Source organism: Arthrobacter sp. UYCu723 (assembly GCF_054059215.1).
This window is the reverse complement of record NZ_JBSSBW010000001.1, coordinates 2,525,364-2,544,002: the sequence shown is the minus strand read 5'-3', so window position 1 is coordinate 2,544,002 and position 18,639 is coordinate 2,525,364. Positions and strand designations below refer to the sequence as shown.

Annotated in this window: 17 protein-coding genes and 1 pseudogene; 7 read left to right on the top strand and 11 right to left on the bottom strand. The window is 66.5% G+C overall.

Going from position 1 to position 18,639, the window contains the following annotated elements; translation table 11 throughout:
- Positions 1-88 precede the first annotated feature (88 nt).
- Positions 89-1,168, bottom strand: a complete 1,080-nt coding sequence (locus ACVWZ8_RS11945) for a LacI family DNA-binding transcriptional regulator (RefSeq protein ID WP_456504769.1) — start codon at positions 1,166-1,168, stop codon at positions 89-91.
- A 191-nt stretch (positions 1,169-1,359) separates the two neighbouring features.
- Here ACVWZ8_RS11945 and ACVWZ8_RS11940 point away from each other — a divergent pair, with 191 nt between their 5' ends.
- The 5 genes from ACVWZ8_RS11940 to ACVWZ8_RS11920 all read left to right on the top strand — a co-directional run bounded on the left by ACVWZ8_RS11940 (position 1,360) and on the right by ACVWZ8_RS11920 (position 7,083).
- Positions 1,360-2,640, top strand: coding sequence for a M20 family metallo-hydrolase (locus tag ACVWZ8_RS11940; RefSeq protein ID WP_456504768.1), 1,281 nt, complete (start codon positions 1,360-1,362; stop codon positions 2,638-2,640).
- A 114-nt stretch (positions 2,641-2,754) separates the two neighbouring features.
- On the top strand, positions 2,755-3,501 hold the full coding sequence (locus ACVWZ8_RS11935; RefSeq protein ID WP_456504767.1) for a DUF5058 family protein: 747 nt from the start codon (positions 2,755-2,757) through the stop codon (positions 3,499-3,501).
- 44 nt (positions 3,502-3,545) lie between these two features.
- Positions 3,546-4,271 (top strand): hypothetical protein, encoded by a 726-nt coding sequence (locus tag ACVWZ8_RS11930; RefSeq protein ID WP_456504766.1) that lies wholly within the window; start codon positions 3,546-3,548, stop codon positions 4,269-4,271.
- 95 nt (positions 4,272-4,366) lie between these two features.
- Entirely contained in the window at positions 4,367-5,611 is a 1,245-nt protein-coding gene (locus ACVWZ8_RS11925; RefSeq protein ID WP_456504765.1) for an amidohydrolase, read from the top strand.
- Positions 5,608-7,083, top strand: coding sequence for an amidase (locus ACVWZ8_RS11920; protein WP_456504764.1), 1,476 nt, complete (start codon positions 5,608-5,610; stop codon positions 7,081-7,083). Before ACVWZ8_RS11925 ends, ACVWZ8_RS11920 begins: the two co-directional genes overlap by 4 nt.
- A gap of 214 nt (positions 7,084-7,297) precedes the next feature.
- On the opposite strand, the gene ACVWZ8_RS11915 is transcribed toward ACVWZ8_RS11920, so the two are convergent.
- Complete coding sequence (locus ACVWZ8_RS11915) at positions 7,298-7,756, bottom strand: hypothetical protein (protein WP_456504763.1); 459 nt, start codon at positions 7,754-7,756, stop codon at positions 7,298-7,300.
- A gap of 400 nt (positions 7,757-8,156) precedes the next feature.
- Between ACVWZ8_RS11915 and ACVWZ8_RS11910 the strand changes: the two genes are divergently transcribed.
- The gene (locus ACVWZ8_RS11910; protein ID WP_456504762.1) at positions 8,157-9,401 is read left to right on the top strand and encodes an aminotransferase class I/II-fold pyridoxal phosphate-dependent enzyme; all 1,245 of its coding nucleotides are present in this window, start codon (positions 8,157-8,159) and stop codon (positions 9,399-9,401) included.
- 76 nt (positions 9,402-9,477) lie between these two features.
- Here the strand turns inward: ACVWZ8_RS11910 and ACVWZ8_RS11905 are convergent, their stop codons facing one another.
- The 4 genes from ACVWZ8_RS11905 to ACVWZ8_RS11890 all read right to left on the bottom strand — a co-directional run bounded on the left by ACVWZ8_RS11905 (position 9,478) and on the right by ACVWZ8_RS11890 (position 13,725).
- The gene (locus tag ACVWZ8_RS11905) at positions 9,478-10,692 is read right to left on the bottom strand and encodes an MFS transporter (RefSeq protein WP_456504761.1); all 1,215 of its coding nucleotides are present in this window, start codon (positions 10,690-10,692) and stop codon (positions 9,478-9,480) included.
- 36 nt (positions 10,693-10,728) lie between these two features.
- Positions 10,729-11,463, bottom strand: coding sequence for a GAF and ANTAR domain-containing protein (locus ACVWZ8_RS11900; protein WP_456504760.1), 735 nt, complete (start codon positions 11,461-11,463; stop codon positions 10,729-10,731).
- A gap of 968 nt (positions 11,464-12,431) precedes the next feature.
- The gene (locus ACVWZ8_RS11895; RefSeq protein ID WP_456504759.1) at positions 12,432-13,274 is read right to left on the bottom strand and encodes a MinD/ParA family ATP-binding protein; all 843 of its coding nucleotides are present in this window, start codon (positions 13,272-13,274) and stop codon (positions 12,432-12,434) included.
- Positions 13,255-13,725 (bottom strand): hypothetical protein, encoded by a 471-nt coding sequence (locus ACVWZ8_RS11890; protein WP_456504758.1) that lies wholly within the window; start codon positions 13,723-13,725, stop codon positions 13,255-13,257. The genes ACVWZ8_RS11895 and ACVWZ8_RS11890 overlap by 20 nt, the downstream gene beginning before the upstream one ends.
- A 131-nt stretch (positions 13,726-13,856) precedes the next feature.
- Here ACVWZ8_RS11890 and ACVWZ8_RS11885 point away from each other — a divergent pair, with 131 nt between their 5' ends.
- Positions 13,857-14,945, top strand: coding sequence for an IS630 family transposase (locus tag ACVWZ8_RS11885; RefSeq protein WP_456504757.1), 1,089 nt, complete (start codon positions 13,857-13,859; stop codon positions 14,943-14,945).
- Between the two features lie 590 nt (positions 14,946-15,535).
- On the opposite strand, the gene ACVWZ8_RS11880 is transcribed toward ACVWZ8_RS11885, so the two are convergent.
- The 5 genes and pseudogenes from ACVWZ8_RS11880 to ACVWZ8_RS11860 all read right to left on the bottom strand — a co-directional run bounded on the left by ACVWZ8_RS11880 (position 15,536) and on the right by ACVWZ8_RS11860 (position 18,609).
- Positions 15,536-16,351, bottom strand: a complete 816-nt coding sequence (locus ACVWZ8_RS11880) for an MBL fold metallo-hydrolase (protein ID WP_456504756.1) — start codon at positions 16,349-16,351, stop codon at positions 15,536-15,538.
- Positions 16,352-16,477: 126 nt separating this feature from the next.
- Positions 16,478-16,627, bottom strand: coding sequence for a hypothetical protein (locus ACVWZ8_RS11875; RefSeq protein ID WP_456506005.1), 150 nt, complete (start codon positions 16,625-16,627; stop codon positions 16,478-16,480).
- 52 nt (positions 16,628-16,679) lie between these two features.
- Positions 16,680-17,093 (bottom strand): annotated as a pseudogene (locus ACVWZ8_RS11870) (ATP-binding cassette domain-containing protein); the annotation flags it as partial.
- A gap of 61 nt (positions 17,094-17,154) precedes the next feature.
- Entirely contained in the window at positions 17,155-17,808 is a 654-nt protein-coding gene (locus ACVWZ8_RS11865) for an amino acid ABC transporter permease (RefSeq protein WP_456504755.1), read from the bottom strand.
- An 84-nt stretch (positions 17,809-17,892) separates the two neighbouring features.
- Entirely contained in the window at positions 17,893-18,609 is a 717-nt protein-coding gene (locus tag ACVWZ8_RS11860; protein ID WP_456504754.1) for an ABC transporter substrate-binding protein, read from the bottom strand.
- Positions 18,610-18,639: the final 30 nt, after the last annotated feature.

Sequence of the window (18,639 nt, the reverse complement as noted above, 5' to 3'; positions counted from 1 at the left end):
AGGCTTCCGGTCAGCTCCTGGGGGTCAACCTGCCAGCGGAGCGACCGGCTGACCAGAGTTCCTATGGCCTGCCCTCCCCCGGACCCGTCTAGTCAGCCACCGTCGTCGCCCGCGGCACCAGGACCGGCGGGAGCAGCGTTGAGCTCGCCGTTTTGCCGCTGATCCCCTGCAGCAGGGCCTCGACGCTGAGCCGGCCCATGGCCTTCAGGTCCGAACGGACTGACGTGAGCGGGACGGGCAGGTTGTCGGCCAGGATGAGGTCGTTGTAGCCGATGAGCGCTACATCTTCCCGCAGCCTTTTTCCAGCGGCCCGGATGGCACCCATCGCACCAAGGGCGGTGAGGTCGTCCACGGCAAAGATCGCCGTGGGCGGCTCGGGCAGTGCCAGCAGCTGCGCTCCGGCCACGCGACCGGCAGCCGTGCCGAATCCGTTGCTCACCACATACGGGTCCTCCACCGGATAGCCCGCGGCTTCGAACGCACGCCGGAAGCCCTGGGACCGTTCCCGTCCGGTGCTCGCCAGCAGGTCCCCGGCGATGATGCCGACCCGCTTGTGACCCAACTCCAAAAGGTGCTGCGCGGCCAGTCTGCCGCCAAGCTCGTCGTCGGTCGCCACGGACAGATGCCCCTCCAGCCGGCGCATCACGAGCACATAGGGGACGCCGCGGCTCTGCAGCTCGTAGCCGGCCGTGTCGCCGATGTGCGAATCCCCAATAATCACCCCGTCCATCCGCCGGGACAGCATGGCATCGAGCCGGGCCCGGCGGTGCTCGGGGTCGTCGTAGGTGTTCGCTACTACGGTGCTGTAGCCGGCCGACTCCGCAGTCGCGTCAATGCTCTCGTAGATCGTGGCGAGCGCCAGATCGGTCAGGCGGGGAACCAATACGCCAATCAGTCGTGAGCTTCCGGTCCGGAGCCCGGCGGCGCCTAGATTGCGGTGGTAACCGAGCATGGCAGCGAGCTCGCGCACGCGCCGGACGGTCTCGGTGCTGATCCCCGCGGGGTCGTCGCTGAGCGCCCGGGAGGCGGTGGAGACATGCACCTGGGCGTGACGGGCCACCGTGGCCAGCGTGACGGGCTTGGAGCGCCCGGGTGCGGGTGAATCGGCGATGGTGGTGCCCCCTTCGGGTGTTCCCAGAAGTCTAGAGCCATCCGGTTGAAATCCCATGCAAAGGTTTGCGCCGTTTCCCGAGGCCAGCATGATCATCCAAATTTTAATCGGGAAGAAACCTTGACGAAACAACAGGATTCTAGTGTGATGTACGAAACATTCCCCTCCGCGCAGTGTTGCAACCGGCGCAGCGCAATCGATTGCACTAACCGTCACATGTTCGGACCGATGCTCGACGAAGGAGCCCGATGCTCGATCTCACCGACCAGAGCCAGGAAGCCGCCGAACGACTCGGTGACGGCATCTTGGAACTGGCCAAGTACCGGGAAACGGCCCGGCCCGGCTGGACCAGGGAGGTGTTCAGCGAGGCGTACCGGGAGTCCCGGCAGTGGGTTTCCGAACGGATGGCTGCCGCGGGGCTGGAGGTCCAGGTGGACTCCGCCGGCAATATCGTCGGCCGGCTCGCCGGCACAGATCCCAACGCCCCGGCGCTGGTGACCGGTTCACACACGGACACGGTCGACGGCGGCGGCCGTTTCGACGGCGTCGTGGGGGTGCTCGGCGCGCTGGAAGCCGTGCAGCTGCTTCGGGAATCCGGACAACGGCTCAGCCGCGACCTTCTGGTGGTGGACTTCCTCGGCGAGGAATCCAATGCCTTCGGCCTCAGCTGTCTGGGCAGCAGGGCCATCGCCGGCGAACTAACCCCCGCCGATCTGGACCGGCAGGATTACCGCGGCGTCAGCCTCGGGCAGGCGTACCGGGACTTCGGGCTCAATCCCGGGGCCGTGTTCCAGACACGCTGGGCCCGCACCGCACCGCTCCATGCCTTCATCGAGCTGCACATCGAACAGGGCCCCACGCTGGAACAGCGCCAGCTGCCGCTGGGCATCGTCACCGCGATCACCGGGATCGAGCGGCTCGTCGCAACCTTCACGGGAAGCCCCGACCACGCCGGCACCCGGCCGATGAATGATCGAAAGGACGCCATGGTCGCCGCGGCCGAAGCGGTGCTCTCGGTCCGCCGCGAAGGCTGCGGAGCCCCCAACCACGGGGTCGCCACCACCACCCGAATCGAATCCGAATCGCGGTCGCCCAACGTGGTCCCGTCCCTCGTCCGGATGACCAGCGAAGTCCGGAGCGTCGACAACGCCTGGCTCAGCGGGGTCCGCGGCCGCCTGGCCGAGGAGATCCTGGCCAACGCCCGGAATCTGGGGGTCGACGTCGAGTTCGACTGGACCACCGACAACACCGTGGTTCACGCCCACCCCCGTATCCACGACGTCGCCGCCGCGGCCGCCAACGCCATCGGCATTCCATGGATGCCCATCCCCAGCGGGGCCACCCACGACGCCGTTCACATGGCGGCGCTGGCGCCGATGGGCATGATTTTTGTCCCCTCCAGGGCTGGCAAGAGCCACTGCCCGGAGGAATGGACCGATTTCGCGGACATTGCCACCGGCGTCGGTGCCCTGGCGCAGACGCTGACCCTGCTCGACCGCACCGAGCCGTCCCCCGCAGTTCTGAACTGAATCGACTGGACCTGATAACTGAACAGAACTGACCTGACCTGACCTGAGCTTCACTCACCCAGCAGCACGCCACTCCCTTATCCGCTCGCATCCTCATCCAGCATCGGAGCATCCATGACTACTGCAGAAACTCCCGGGGCCTCCACGGACATCCTCTCGATCGCCAACATCCCCGTCCTGTGGGTTCTGGCCATCGGTGTCTTCGGGGCCATCATTCTCCAATCCGTCATCTACATGCGCGCCGCCAGGAAGGCCGGGCCGGCCGCTGACATTTCCCAGACCGAGTTGAAACAAGCATTCCGTGCCGGGGGCGTGGCGGCGATCGGCCCGTCCCTCGCCGTCGTGCTGGTCAGCATTGCGCTGATGACACTGTTCGGGACGCCCGCGGTGCTGGTCCGGATCGGCCTGGTGGGTTCCGCAGCCACAGAATCCGCATCGGCGAGCCTCGCCGCCACCACCATGGGGGCAACGCTCGGCGGCCCGGGTTACAACCAGAGCGTCTTTGCGGTGGCGTTCATGGCGATGAGCATGTCCGGTGCCATGTGGATGATTTCGACGTTGATCCTCACCCCGATCCTCCGGCGCGGTGATTCGAAACTGCGCAGGGTCAACCCGGCCCTGATGGCGATCGTTCCCGCGGCGGCCCTGATCGGGGCGTTCGCCAGCCTTGGCGTCGCGGAGCTCGGCAAGACCCCCGTGCATATCATCACGGTCATCGTGTCCGCCCTGGTCATGGGCATCTGCCTCGCGCTGGCCAAGAAGTTCGACGTCGCGTGGCTCCGGGAATGGGGACTCGGGATCTCGATCCTGGTTGGCCTGTTCGTCGCCTACGCCGCCCACACGTCCGGCATGGCTGCCTAGGCAGCGAATTCCAGCCATATCCCGTCTCGAAAGGATTGATTTTCATGACTGCTCTCGCTACTGATGCCTCACGCGCCGCGACCCTCCTTGAATTCGACCGCACCACCTCCCGCTGGGGCCAGATCACCATGGGCTCCGCGCTCATCCTCTCGCTCGCGGCTCCGCTCTACCTGGTCCTCTTCGGCGACCTGGGCATCACCTCCGGCCAGGTCTGGACGGCCTTCTTCGCCGTCGCGGCCGCGTTCTTCGTGTTGTGGTTTGTCGAACCCATCACCTACTACCCGGTCCTCGGCCCGGCCGCGATGTACCAGGCCTTTATGATCGGCAACATCGCCAACAAGCTGCTCCCGTCGGCCCTCGTGGCCCAAGCAACCATTGGCGCCAAGGCAGGCACCAAACGCGGCGAGTTTGCGGCCCTCATGGCCATCTGCGGAGCCGCGATGGTGCACGTGTTCTCGATGCTGCTGTTCGTCGGTGTGCTCGGCACCTGGCTGGTCAGCGTCATCCCGGCCGGCGTCGTCGACGTCGCCCGGCTTTACATCTTCCCCAGCATCATCGGCGCGGTTCTGGTCCAGCTCGTCGTCACCATGAAGCAGCCCCGGGTGACGGTTATCGCCGTCGTCGTCGCCGTCGTCGTCCTCTTCGTCTTGGTCCCCGCCGTCCCGGCGCTCGCCAAGCCGGCCACCGGGATCGTGGTCCTGCTGACGGCGACCCTGGCGTGGTTCCTGCGGCCCCGCAAGGACGTGCCCGCCGCCACCCTCGTGAACTAGGCGCATCTGCACCCAGCGAACCAGGCCCGCTGAACCAAGCCCACAGAGCGCCCCGAACCAGACTCCGAACTCCGAACTCTTCCGGAAGGAACACCATGACCACCAGCACTGCCTTGTTTGAACTCACCGACACCCGCCGGGCCGAAATGCACGAGCTTTACCGCCACCTTCACACCCATCCTGAACTCTCCATGCAGGAGACCAACACAGCGGCGTTCATCCAGCAGAAGCTCGACGCGCTGGGGCTGGAAACGTTTATCTGCGGCGGCACCGGCGTCGTCGGGATCCTGCGCAACGGGACTGGACCCGTCGTGGGCTACCGTGCGGACACCGACGGCCTGCCGATGAAGGAAGACACCGGTCTGGAGTTCGCCAGCACCGCCACCGGCACGCTCGCGGACGGCACGGCCGTCCCGGTGATGCACGGCTGCGGCCATGACACCCACATGACCGTCGCCCTGACGGCCGCCCAACTGCTGAGCGAAAACCTGGACGCGTGGTCCGGGACCGTGGTCTTCATCTTCCAGCCCGGCGAGGAAACCGCCGCCGGGGCCAATGCCATGATCGAAAACGGCCTCTGGGACAAGGCCCCGAAGCCGGAAATCATCTACGGGCAGCATGTCTGGCCGGGCCTGTCCGGGACAGTCAACATCAGCAGCGGTACGGCCATGGCCATGGCCGACTCCTGGAAGATCACCGTCCACGGCCGCCAGGCGCACGGCTCCCAGCCGGAACAGTCCATCGACCCGATCGTCCTCGGCGCCCACATGGTGGTGCGGCTGCAGACCATCGTCTCCCGCGAGGTCCACCCGATGAAGTCCGCCGTGGTGACCGTGGGCACCTTCCATGCCGGGCTGAAGGAAAACATCATCCCGGCCACGGCCGAGTTCTCCGTCAACGTCCGGACGTTCGACGTCGACGTCCGCACCCGCGTGCTCGATTCCCTGCGACGCATACTGCACGCCGAAGCGGACGCCTCCGGAGCCCCCGCCCCCGAGATCGAGGAAATCTCCAGCTTCCCGCGGTGCTACAACGACCCCGCCTCCGCTGACGCCCTGATCAGCGAGTTCCAGGCCGCCCTCGGCGAGGACTGCGTCAACGTGGTCCCGCCGGTGATGGGCAGCGAGGACTTCGGGCTCCTCGCCGAGGTGCTGGAGGTACCGTCCGTGTACTGGATGTTCGGTGCCTACACGCAGGAAAGGCTCGACGCCGAGACTCCCCTTCCCGGGAACCACTCCCCGTACTTCGCACCGGACATCGAACCGACCCTGAGCACGGGCCTCCGCGCCGCCTTGACCTCCCTGCTCTCCCGGGTGGGCCGGTCCGGGGCCGCGCTATGACCGAGGCGGCGGCCCGGTCCGGGGCCGGCCCGGCCACACGCCCAGCGGCCTTCGCGGCCGCCGACGGCATCAGCGCGCTGTCCGCCACGGAGCTGACCGCGGCCATCCGGCGTCGGGACATCTCCGCACGGGAGGCCCTCGATGCGCACTTCGCCCGGATCGACGCCGTGAACGGACAGCTCAACGCGGTGGTGACCGAGGACCGCGAGGGTGCTGCGGCGCTGGCCGCGGCCGCCGACGCGCTCACCGCCTCCGGGGCGGAGCTCCCGCCGTTCCACGGCCTGCCCATGACGCACAAGGACACCAACAACACCAAGGGACTGCGGACCACGCAGGGCTCGGTCATCTTCCGGGATTTTGTGCCGGACTTTGATGACCTCATCATCGCCAGGTTCAAGGCGGCCGGGGTGGTCACCACCGGCAAGACCAATGTGCCGGAGTTCGCGGCGGGCTCGCACACCTTCAACGACGTCTTCGGCACCACCGTCAACCCCTACGACACTGCCAAGAGCGCCGGCGGCAGCAGCGGCGGCGCGGCCGCAGCCATCGCGGCCCGCATCCAGCCGCTCAGTGACGGCAGCGACATGGGCGGCTCGCTGCGGATCCCGGCGTCGTTCTGCAACGTGGTGGGGTTCCGGCCGTCGGTGGGCGTGATCCCGGTGGCGCCGACCCGCAACGCGTGGGCCTGGCTCGCCCGGACCGGCACCATGGCCCGCGACGTGGAAGACATTGCCCTGGCCATGGCGGCCGTGGCCGGGCCGGACTCCGCAGTGCCCTACGCCGCTCCGGTGGCGGCCGGGCGATTCACCGAACCGCTGCGGCGCGACCTGACCGGCCTGCGGATTGGCTGGTCGCCGGACTTCGGCCTGGGCGTGCCGGTGGAGAAGGAGGTGCTGCGTGTCCTGGAAAGCCAGCTGCGGATCTTCGAGGATCTCGGCGCCACCGTGGAGGAATCCACGCCGGACCTGCGGGACGCGGATGAAGTGTTCGGCACCACCCGGGCGTTCGATTTTGCCCTGGGCCTGGGTGAGCTGGTGGCCAAGCACCTGGACGTGGTCAAGCCCGAGGTGCGCTGGAACGTGGACAGGGGCCGGGCACTCGGCGGCCAGGACCTGGTCTCCGCAGCCCTCGCCCGGACCCGGCTGGACACCAGCGTGCGGCGCTTCTTCGGCCGGTACGACGTGTTCGCCAGCCCCACCGCGCAGTTGCTGCCCTTTGAGGCGTCCCTGCGGTACCCGACGTCCATCAACGGCGTCGAGTTCGAGACTTACCTGGACTGGATGCGCTCGGCCTGTCTGATCTCGGCGACCGGCATCCCTGCCATCTCGGTCCCGGCAGGGTTCAGCGACGGTGGCCTGCCGGTGGGGCTGCAGCTGGCCATGAACCACGGGCAGGATTTCGAGCTGCTCCAGGTGGCCTACGGCTTCGAGCAGGCCACCGGCCACGCGAGGCGGGAGCCGGCGGTGGGGTGAAGGGACGGCGGGAATCGCGGTGGCGGCCTGCGTGGGCGCCAACGTCGCCACCCAGATGCTGTTCGGGCATGCGGCACGACGGCGGAGCGCACCCCGCCGCTGACCGCGGACGCGGGCATAAGTGGCGGTGGGGCCGCTGAAGCTGAACGGCAGCCGGGCACACGAAAAGCCCGGGAGCCCCAGGACTCCCGGGCCATTTCGGGTTCTGCGGTGGCTATTTGAGGAGTTCGCAGATGTCGACGGCCTTGCCCGCGGTCGCGTCGACGTTGCTCACGTTGTTGGTCTTCGGTGAGTCAACCTGGAGCACAACCCGTCCGGTGTACTGGTAGGCCCCGGCCCCACCCTCATCTGCGGGCCTGTCCGTCGAGAAGTAGACAAATCCGTTTTGGCCGGTGAGGGTGAGCGTATAGGTCTTTCCGTCCGGGTTCAGGACGTACCTGGCCACGGAACCGGACGTCTTCACCGTGTACGTCTTGCCGTTCTCTTCATTGGACCAGGTGAGGATGACTCCGGTGCCAACCTGGTAGACGTTGCCGTTGCTGAGTTCAATCACCCTGATGTTGCCGCCCGTCGCCGCGAGACCAAGGTCAAAGTCTCCGCACGACTCCGCTGCCGGGATGACTACATCCGGATCGGTGTGATAAGCGCTCGCGGGCGAAGCGGCGAGAAGCACGGCTGCTGTTGCAGCCAGCGGCGCGATCCAGCGGGACTTTTTTTGCTAACATGGGTATCTTCTCCATTTAGTACGGCGAAACGCATCACCCATCCGGGCGGAGACCATGCGTGGCAAATAGTCACGGGCGAACCCTGACGGCGGCACTCCTGCGGCCCCACGTAGGGCCGGTTTTTGGATGCACCGGCGCGCTCGCCCGAACGTACTAAGCCCCCTGAGCTTCCGCCCGAGTAGTGGGTACTCGTTAGTTCCCCCCGGGGTACCCGCCCCGATTGAGGTCAACCCGAACCCCGTTTACATCCGGCCCGCCGAGGGCCAGAATTAGTCCCGCCCAGCCACTGGCTCAGCAGCGCGCTGGCACTTCCGTCCATACGGTCAAGCCACGTCTCGAGGGAGTGTCATGAGTTCTGATTCTCCGGCTTCACCGAGCGCTCCACGGAGCGCCTCACCGAACGTTTCACGGCGCGCCACCACCCTCGCGTCCGTCCCGTCGCAGGAGCGGATCAACACCTTCCTCCGCGACTCCGTCTACGCCCGGCGCCAGCATGAGCCGGGAATCTGCGACCTCGCCCTCGGCAACCCGCACGAGATGCCGCCGGCCGCCTATGTTGCAACCCTGCGGGACGCGCTGACGCCCCGGAACGAGCAGTGGTTTGCGTACAAAACCAACGAGCCGGAGGCGCAGGCCGCGGCGGCCGCCTCCCTGCAGCGCCTGCTCGGGCTGCCCTTCGAACCGGCAGACATCCACCTCACCACGGGCGGCTTCACAGCGATCCCGCTGGCGCTGAAGGCCGTCGCCGACCCCGGCGACGAGGTCATCTTCACCCTGCCGCCCTGGTTCTTCTACGAACCGCTGGTGATCGAGGCCGGGCTGGTGCCGGTCAAGATCCGCTGCGACGCCGAGACGTTCGACGTCGATCTGGCGGCTTTGGGGGCGGCCATCACCCCGCGCACCCGGGTGGTGATCGTCAACACGCCCAACAATCCGACCGGCCGGATCTACCCGCCGTCGCTCCTGAAGGATCTGGCCGCCATGCTGGAGGGGGCCTCGCGCAGCAACGGGCGGCGGGTCTACCTGCTCTCCGACGAGCCCTACAACCGGATCGTGTACGACGGCGCCCGGTTCCACAGCCCCGCCGAATACTATCCCTACACGCTGCTGGCCTACTCCTACGGTAAAACCCATCTGGCGCCCGGCCAGCGGATCGGCTACCTGGCGCTGCCGCCCGCCATGCCGGACCGCGACCCGCTGCGGGAGGCGATCAGCGCCCTGCAGATGGCGATGGGCTGGATCTACCCCAACGCCCTGCTGCAGCACGCGCTGCCGCGGCTGGAGGAGTTCTCGATTGACGTCGGGGAGCTGCAGCGCAAACGCGACCTGCTGGTGGACGCTCTGACCGGCCTGGGGTACCAGGTGACGCGGCCGGAGGGGGCGTTCTACCTGTTTGTCCGCACCCCGGCCGACGACGACGAGCAGTTCACCGCCGCCCTCGCGGACCAGGGCGTCTTTGTGCTGCCGGGCACCCTGTTCGAGACCCCGGGCTATTTCCGGATCTCACTCACCGCGAGCGAGGACATGATCCAGCGGGCCCTGCCGGTCTTCGCTGCGGCGATCCAGCACTTCCCCCAAGTAGCTGGCAGTTAAAGCCGTTATGAGCCCTCAAAACGGCCCCTGCTGCCAGTTAGTTGGGTAGCGCGGCCGCAACACCCGCGCCTGATCCTCAGTAGTTGCGCCGGTGCTTGAGCCTGGGAATGGTGACGGCGAAGACCGCGGCGGCAGCGAAGCCGAGGACGCCGGTGGCGGCCACCCCGGCCCCGAGCGAGGCCACGGCGGTCACGCCTGAGAGCAGCACCGGGCCGCCGGTGGCCCCGGCGTCGGCCATGAACCGCCAGATGCCCAGGAACTGGCCGCGGCCGTTGTCGGGTGAGAAGTCTGCCCCCAGCGTCATGTTCAGGCCCGAACTGATGCCGTTGCCGAAGCCGATCAGGAGCGCCGCGAGCAGCAGCCCTACGAAGCCGGTGCTGAGCGGGATCAGCAGCATGGCCGTGCCCATGATGAGCGTCGACGGGATGGCCACCCATTGCCGGCCCTTGCGGTCCATCAGCTTCCCGGCCGGATAGAACACCAGCATGTCAATGGCGCCGGAAAGCCCGTAGATCAGCGAGGCCTGCGTCGCGTCCATCCCGAGGTGCTCGGCCCACAGCGGGATCACCACCTGCCGGGACGCGCGCAGCGCACTGAGCAGCAGCACCCCCATCTTCACGGACAGGAACACCCCGGCGTGGGAGACGGCGATGCTGCGCAGCGTCGCCTGCTGGACGGGGACGCCATCGTCCGCCGCGGGTTTGGCCACCAGGTCCGGGATGCGCACGGACACGACGGCGGCCGCCGCCATCGCGACGACGCCCACCCAGTAGGCGCCGGTGATGCCCGCGAACTGCATCGCGGCCGCGCCGATGAACGGCCCGATGAAGATGCCGATCCGGTTGACGCCGCCCAGCGTGGACAGGGCGCGGGCCCGGAGGATCACCGGCACCGCCTCGGTCAGGTACTTCTGCCGGGCCAGGCTGAAGACGCTCGCGGCCATCCCGACCACCAGCATCGCCGCCGCGAGCAGCCACAGCCCGCCCGGGACCAGCGGGGACAGGGCCGCGGCGGCCAGTGCGACGGCGCTGGCCGCCGCGGCGCCCACGATCGCCCAGCGTTCGCCGAACTTCAGGGTAATGAGCGAGGCGGGCAGGTTGAAGAACCAGGAGCCGAGGCCGATCAGGGTGACCACCAGGGCGGCGACGGCCACCGACGCGCCGAGGTCGCGGGCGGACAGCGCCACGACCGGAAGGATCGCTCCCTCGCCGATACTGAACAGCAGCGCCGGTCCGAAGGCGGGAACGGCGATGCCGCGGAGGCTGAAGGGGGCGGTGTGTGTGGTGGTCATCCCCTTCATCCTAGGCCGGGCTGCGGGCCCGCAGGCTCAGGCGTCGAAGTGCGTGCGGACTTCCGTTGCGCTGAGATTCCGCAGGACATCGGCGGCGACGTCGCGGAGCTTCTGGTTCCGGTTGCTGGACACCCGGGTGAGGATGCCCATGGCTTCCTCCTGGGAGCAGCGGTTCTGGGCCATCATCACGCCGCAGGCCAGGTCGATCGACGTGCGGTGCTCCATGGCGGCCTTCAGGTCCTCGGCCCGGGACTGGGCGGTCCCGATCCGCACAGCCAGGCGGACGGAACGTTCTGCGAGGTCGGCAAATCCGGAGGCTTCGGCAATGATTTCCTCGGTGAACATATCGGTCTTGGCGCCGAAGAAGTTCAGGGCCGCGGCCGCGTCCTCGCCGATTTTCAGGGGCACGCCCAGGGTGCTGCGGACGCCCTGGGTGGCGAGCTCGCGCTGGTACTCCGGCCAGCGCGGATCGGTGTGGACGTCCGCCAGCAGGACCACGGAGCCTGTCCGCAGGGCCTCGATGCACGGGCCGTCGCCGAGGCTTTGTTCGATGCGGTCCAGTTTGAGGGCCCGGGGGCTGCTTCCCGCTACGGTGGCGGTCTTTTTCCGGCGCTGCAGCGTCACGCCGCATTCGATCTCGGCGCCGGCGGCGTGGCTGAGCGTGGCCGCAGAGAATTCAGCGAGGCGGCCGAGGAAGTCCTCGACGTTTTCCGTTCCCATCAGGAGGTCCTGCAGTTGCAGGGCGGCTTCATCCCCGAGGTTGTTGGTCATGCCCTAATCTAAGCCGGTCCCCGGCGCGAAACAACTTGACTGCCGAGCGGTAGCGTGAAGCTTCGCGAGGGCCCGCGTGATGATACGCGGCTCCTCTGGTGTCTGCGGAAGTCTCATGTCGGAACAGGTGTGGCGGCAGAGGAATAATCACCCTTTCTTCCTATGGCACGGCGGTCGCCTGATGGACGCCGCAGAGACCCTGCACCAGGATGAAGCCGTCCTCGTGGCCACAGCCGCCCGGACCAGCTGGACACAATGGTGGAGCTTTTGGGGGGAAGAAGCTGGCTCGAAAGGCCGTCCGACCTCCCGGCTATTCGCCATTACTCGCACTCCCGCACCCGGTATCATGCGCAATGGAACTGTGACATCGACGTGTACTGCAGGTTTCCCGGGATGGAAGCCTCCCCCGATATAGCCTTCGGCGCGCTCTGGCACGACAGGCACTATCTGGTCATGGCGGCCAGGGGCGTGCCCGTTCCTTCCATCCCCGCAGCGGTGATCTTTCCGGCCCTCCACAGCTTCCGTGCCATGGATGATCTTCGTCATCAGCGCGAGTACTCAGGTTTGCTCCAGCGGGTGGCTACCAGCATGCATCAGGAGATCGTCGATCTAAGCGCAGAGCTACATGCGACGCCGGCCCTGAACCCGCTCCTGGACGACCCAGGCAGGGCAGACCTGCTGATCCGGCCTGTGGCTGTCAGCGAGGAGTGGCGCTACCGGACAACGGTGCAAGGCCCCGGCACGGCCTGCCTGGTCGCCCTCCTGGAAAGCCCCTGTCGATCCAAACCGAGAGTGCTCGCTCGGGCGGTCTTCCCTCCCGGCAGAGCTTACGGCACGACGACCTCTACCTTGACGACTCCGTTACCGGGCTGCTGCAGGCCCACGTTGCGCGCTGGCGCCGCGGACTGGCCGGCCTTCCGGCAGCAGCACGGAAGGTCAGGGCATCGCGCGAGCAGTAATGCTCTGGCCTAAACGTACCCGTCCACAATCGCAGCCGCGATCTCCCGGTAGGCGCGCCGGGTGTCCGGGCGCAGCACATCCAAGGTGACCAGGTCGCCGTCGGCCACGCCGCGGTCGTGCGGGACCGCGATCAGCTGGCGGCAGATCCCGGACAGGTGGTCCTCGATCGCGTCCTTGTCCACCCGGGAGGAGACCTCGTCCTTGTCCGTGATCACGACGACGGCGTTTCGCGCCAGTTCCTCGTAGCCGTGGCTGGCCAGCCAGTGCAGCGTGCTCCGCGCCCGCTTGGCGCCGCTGACGGCGTAGCCGGCGGCGATGATGAGGTTGTCCGCGGACTGCAGGATGCCGCTCATGGCGTTGTGGGTAACGCCGGTGCCGTAGTCGGTGAGCGCCACCGAGTAGTAGCCGGAGATGAGCTTGCGGATCCGCAGGTACTCCTCGGCCGTCAGCGAGTCCGAAACCTCGGGGGCCTGTTCGCCGGCGATCAGGTGGAGCCTGCCGGCGTGGTGCATATAGCGTGCGAGGTCCGTGAGGGTGTCGACGGACTCGATGTTCCGCAGCAGGTCTGTGATGGTGCGCGGGCTTGCCTGCTGGTAGATGCCCTCGCCGAGGGCGCGCTCCACGAGGTCGCCGGAGTCCGGGTTCGCGTCGATGGCGCAGGGCGGGTCGCCACGGAATTCCGCCATGGTGAGGCCGACGCCGACCGTGGTGGAGGTCTTGCCGATGCCGCCTTTGAGGCTCAGGACGGCGGTGTTGTAGCTGCCCTGGAGCTGGCGGGAGATGCGCCGGGCGAGTTCGTCCTCTTCGCGCTGGCGTGCGCTCGGACCGAGATTAATTCCGCCGCCGGTCATCTGGTACAGGGCACCGCGGAAGCCCCCCCACCGGCTTTGGCTTCTGCTCGCGGACGAAGAGCCCGGGTGAACTGATGAAGTCGGGAACCGGGGCGGTCGCCAGGGCGGCCGACCGGGTGGCGGTACGGGTCGAGCGGCCCGGCTGGGCGGGGACGGCGGGTGCGGTGACGGGGGCGGCGGGAACATCCGCAGACTTGGTGCCCTTGGTGGCGGACCCTGCGGGAACGAGCGCCGGAGCGTCGGGCGTGTCCGCGGCATCCGCGGCGGCGGCGGCCTCGGCCCAGGAACTGCTGCGGACAGTCCGCGCAGGTTCGCTGCCGACTTCGTTGGGCGTGATGATCGGCATGGTTCCTGTCCAGGCGTCGGGGTCCTCGCCGCGGCGGCGGTAGCGCCGCAGGGGCACCTCCGGTTGCTCCGCGTCGACGGCAGCGTTGACTGCTTGATTGTCCACCGGTTTGGGCATGATTGTTCCCCCAGGGCTCACAGAGCAGTCCGCTGCTGTGCTCGTTTGAATTGGTCCAAACAGCAATTCTAGTGGTGTGTCTCCAAAATAATCTATGAGACTTCCGTTAAACTGAAGGTATGTCGAATCCAGCTCCTGCTTTGGTGGTCTCCGATGGTCAGCGTGCCGCGTTGGAGGTGCTGTCGAAATCGCAGACGGCGTCCCATCGTGAGGTGCAGCGGGCACAGGTCTTGTTGTTGGCCGCGGAGGGGCCGGCCAATGAATCGATCGCGAAGGTCGCCGGGACAAGCCCGGGGACGGTGCGTGCGTGGCGGGCCCGGTTCGAGGATGAGGGCCTGGCGAAGCTGGGGAAGGTCCGTGCCGGGCGGGGCCGTAAGCCCTCGATTCCGCAGTCGAAGATCGATGAGATCGTTGAGCTGACGCGGAACTCCAGGCCGGAAGGGCATACGCACTGGTCGGTGCGGACCATGGCCGCGAAGGTCGGGGTGTCCCCGGCGCAGGTGCAGCGGATCTGGGCCGCGCGGGGGCTGAAGCCGCACCGGGTGGAGGCGTTCAAGCTTTCCACCGATCCGCGGTTCGAGGAGAAACTCATCGATGTGGTGGGCCTGTATCTGAACCCGCCGGAGCAGGCGATCGTGTTGTGCATGGATGAGAAGTCCTCGATCCAGGCCCTGGACCGGACCCAGCCGTCACTGCCGATGAAGAAGGGCCGGGGCGAAACGATGACCCATGACTACAAGCGCAACGGCACGACCACCCTGTTCGCCGCCCTCGATGTGGCCACCGGCAAGGTCATCGGTTCCTGTCTGCCCAAACACCGGCACAACGAGTTCCTGACGTTCCTGAAGACACTCGAGAGGGAAGTCCCGGACGGACTGGAGGTGCACCTGATACTGGACAACTACGCGACACACAAACATGCCAACGTGAAGGCCTGGCTGGAGAAACATCCCCGGTTCCACCTGCATTTCACGCCCACCTCCTCGTCCTGGCTGAACCTGGTCGAGCGGTGGTTCCGGGAACTGACGGACAAGGCCCTGCGGCGCGGAGCGTTCCACTCAGTCCCGGACCTGATCACGGCGATCGAGGGATACCTCGCCGCCCACAACGATGAGCCCAAGCCCTTGGTGTGGACGGCGACAGCGGAATCCATCCTCGAAAAAGTCGCCCGCGGCCGCGTCGCACTCCAAACCGTCAAGCAAAACTGAGACACACCACTAGGCGCAGGCTTGCACACTCGCTGACCAGCGCAGCAGCACACGCCGCGCCTGCCGACGCGATGAGCTAGTTCAGGGGGCATTCCGAGGTCTAATCGGTAACCCGACGTTTTCGACGGCACTCCCCCGCTGACGGCCGCAGCCAGGCAAGCTGCAGCTAACGGGCCAGCGCCAGGGCAACTATGCAGACGGTCGCGACGGCCAGGACTGCCAGGCCCAGGTACGCCGGCCACGTCGGCTTGGAGCGATGCGGGTTGATGTCGTTGTACGCCATGCCTAGAGGCCCTCGGGTCCAGCGGCAGGAGCCGGGCGTCGACGCCGGGAGCGCATCACCAGGTAGACGCCGGCGGCAAGAAATAGCAGGCTGCCGAGCAAAATGCACAGCGCAAGGACGTAGTCGAGCAATGACACAGGTGAGACCTCCTGAGGGCAGCGGCATCATTGACTCGAGCCGTGGGATCCCCATTCTCCGGGCGAGCTGAGCGCTGGCGGAATTGGACCCTAGGTTGCGGATCCCCCACGAGGTTACTCAGGGACCCCCGGAGTTGTCCATTCGACGCGCGGCAGGACATCCCCGCAGCTCAGTGGTGCGCCCGCGTCTCCTGCAGCCGGGTAATGAACCATCGTGACTGCTCCGGGCCGTAGGGAAGGATCGGGATGGCCTTGGTGGCGTCGTCGGGGGTTTCCCGTGTGGCTTGGGTGGCCTGCCGCACTGCGGTGCTCATGGTGTTGGCCATGGTCTTGACGAACTGGTCGCTGCAAGGCTCCCCGTGGCCGGGGATCAGGAATTCATACCGGTGGCGCAGCGCGGACAGGTGCCGGAGGGCGCCCGCCCACTCCTCCGGGTACGAGTCCTCAAACGAAGGGTGCGAACCCTGCTCCACGAGGTCACCGGCGTACAGCGTCGTGCCTGTCCCAACGAGGAGGTCCCCGTCGGTGTGGCCGCGGCCCAGGTAGAAGAGCGTGACGGCCTGCCCGCCGAGGTCCACCAGGACCGGCTGGTCCTGGACAATCGCGTTCGGCACGACGAGTTCGACGTCGCTGCCTTCACGGGCGGCCATTTCCGGTTCCTCGGCGGCCACGGCCCGGCGCTGGCTGTCCCCGTTTTCTTCGATTTCCGCGGCGCAGTTCTCGTGCGCCCAGAACTCTGTCACGCCCTCGTCAGCAAAGACAGCGTTGCCGAAAAAGTGGTCGTAGTGCGCATGGGTGTTGACGACGATGAGGGGAAGATCGGTCTTCTCCCGGACGGCGGCCAGGATCTCGCGTCCCTGCCGGGGACCGCCACCGGTGTCGACCACCATGGCGCGTTCGGCGCCGACCACCAGGCCTGTGTTCAGCAGGGATCCCTGGGTTGTCAGAACGTAGTTGTCCGGACCGACCTCGGACCATCGTGACATGAAATCTCCATATTCCAACGCTGTTCAGCGCCTTTGGTGTTGCGATGTTCAGGCCTCGATTGTACCCAGCGGCAGGCAGCTGGGAGGGAACCCACGCCCCACGTGCGCCCTCCCCGCAAGGTTCGGCTACTCCGGCAGGATCCCCGAGCGGCTCAGCAGCGCCCGTGTCTTGGGGTGCTGCGGGGCAGTGAAGAGAACGCTCGGTGGTCCCTGTTCCACAATCACGCCCTGGTCCATCACGACGATCCGGTCTGCGATGTCCCGCGCGAATGGCAACCCGCTGCTTCTGCCCGCCGGAGAGCTTGCTGGGATAGTTCTCCATCTTGTCGCCCAGGCCCACCATTTCGAGGGTGGGAACGGCGATGGCCCGGGCCTCCTGCGCCGAAAGCTTTTTGACGTCCCGGAGGGGCGCCATGACATTGCCCAGCGCGGTTTTGTTCAGGAACAGGTTGAAGTGCTGGAACACAAAGCCGATGTCGGTGCGTTTCTGAGCGGTGACGCTCGCTTTTTCTGCAACCAACTCGCCGTTGCGTTCCTCATAGCCGATCAGGTGCCCCTTGACGTAAATCCGGCCGGCGTCGATGGTCTCGAGCTTGTTGATGCAACGCAGCAGCGTGCTCTTGCCGGATCCGCTGGAGCCCAGAATGGCGATGGTCTCGCCGCGGTGGACCACAAGGTCCACCCCTTTGAGCACTTCCACCCTTTTCTGCACGTGCACCTGGCCCCTGAGCCGCTGCCACATTGTGGGCTTCGTATCCGAGACGAAGGTCTTGTGGACGTCGCGGACGTCGATGATCGTCTCGTCAGCCATTGGCCCGTGCCTTTCGTTCCAGCACTACCACAACGCGCGAGAGTGGAAGGCTGATGATCAGATAAAGAATGGCGGCTGCAGTATAGATGGCCGTGGTCTGGAAGGTTTGGCTGTTGAGGATGTTTGCGGTCTTCAGGATCTCGGTCACGGCAATCACCGAAGTCAGTGCCGTGTCTTTGATCATGGCGATGAAGTAGTTGCCGATTGGCCCCATCGAGACCACGAATGACTGGGGAATGACCACCTTCCACAAGGTCTTTCCGGGCGTGTAGCCGAGGGACAGCGCGGCCTCGGTTTGGCCGTGCTCCACGGACAGGATGGCGGAGCGGAAGACTTCGGAAAGGTAGGCGGCGTAATTGAGCCCGCGCCCGAGGATGCCTGCCGGGACCGGCTCGATGCTGACGCCGATGCTGGGAAGTACAAAGAAGATGTAGACCAGCTGGACCAGCAGCGGGGTGCCGCGGATGACCTCTAGATAGACGGTAGCGATGGCGCGGAGGATTTTGAGTGAGGAAATGCGCGCCAACGCGATGAGCAGCCCCAGGACCAGCGCCAGCGCCATCGCGCCAAGGGCCAGTTGTACGACGACGGGTACGGCCTGCAGAAGCGCCGGGAACACGGCCAGGGTGTTTTTGATGAAGTCCACTTGGAGTCCCGAAGTAAGGTGGGGCAGGGCCGGCAGGCTGCTGCCGGAAAGCGGATGCCCGCCGGCCCTGAGTGTTGCTGGAACTTACTTGGCCACGTTCGCTTCGCCGAGACCGTACTTTTTAAGGATTTCGAGATACTTGGGGCTCTTCTTGAGCTCAGCCAGGCCCGAGTTCAGGTCCGCAAGCAGCTGGGTATCGTCCTTGCGCACGCCGGCTCCGATGATGCCCGGGTAGAACGGTTCGTACGGGGCGACCAGCTTCAGCTTGGTGTTCGGTTTCTGGACCAGACTGTAGCCCACCACAGCGCTGTCGGTGAAGAAGGCGTCGACCTGCTTGTTTTCCACAGCCGCGAGCAGGGCAGCCTGCGAGTCAATGAGCTTGACCTGGCTGCCCCCCAGGCTGTCGACGAGATCCTTAAACACGGTGCCTGTCTGGGCGCCCAGCACCTTGCCCTTGACGTCGTCGCGTGAGGCCAGGGTCGAATCGGCCGGGACCACCATGGCTTCACCCTCGGTGTACCAGGGATCGGTGAAGTTGATTTCCTTCTTCCGCTCATCGGTGATGTACATGGCGTCGACACTTGCGTCGGCCTTCTTGGCGTTCATTGCCGCGATCAGCGTGGCGTACTCGGAGGTGAAGACCTTGATCTTCCATCCCTTGGCTTCGGCAATGGCGTTGATCATCTCGCCATCGATGCCTTTGAGCTCACCGGACGCCTGGTCGGTGAATGAGAAGGGCGCATCGTTGGATGTCGCGATGGTGATGGTTTTCTGCTGGATGCGCCGCCTGACGAGCCGCACCCGGTGAGGGCAAGGACAGTTGCCACGCCC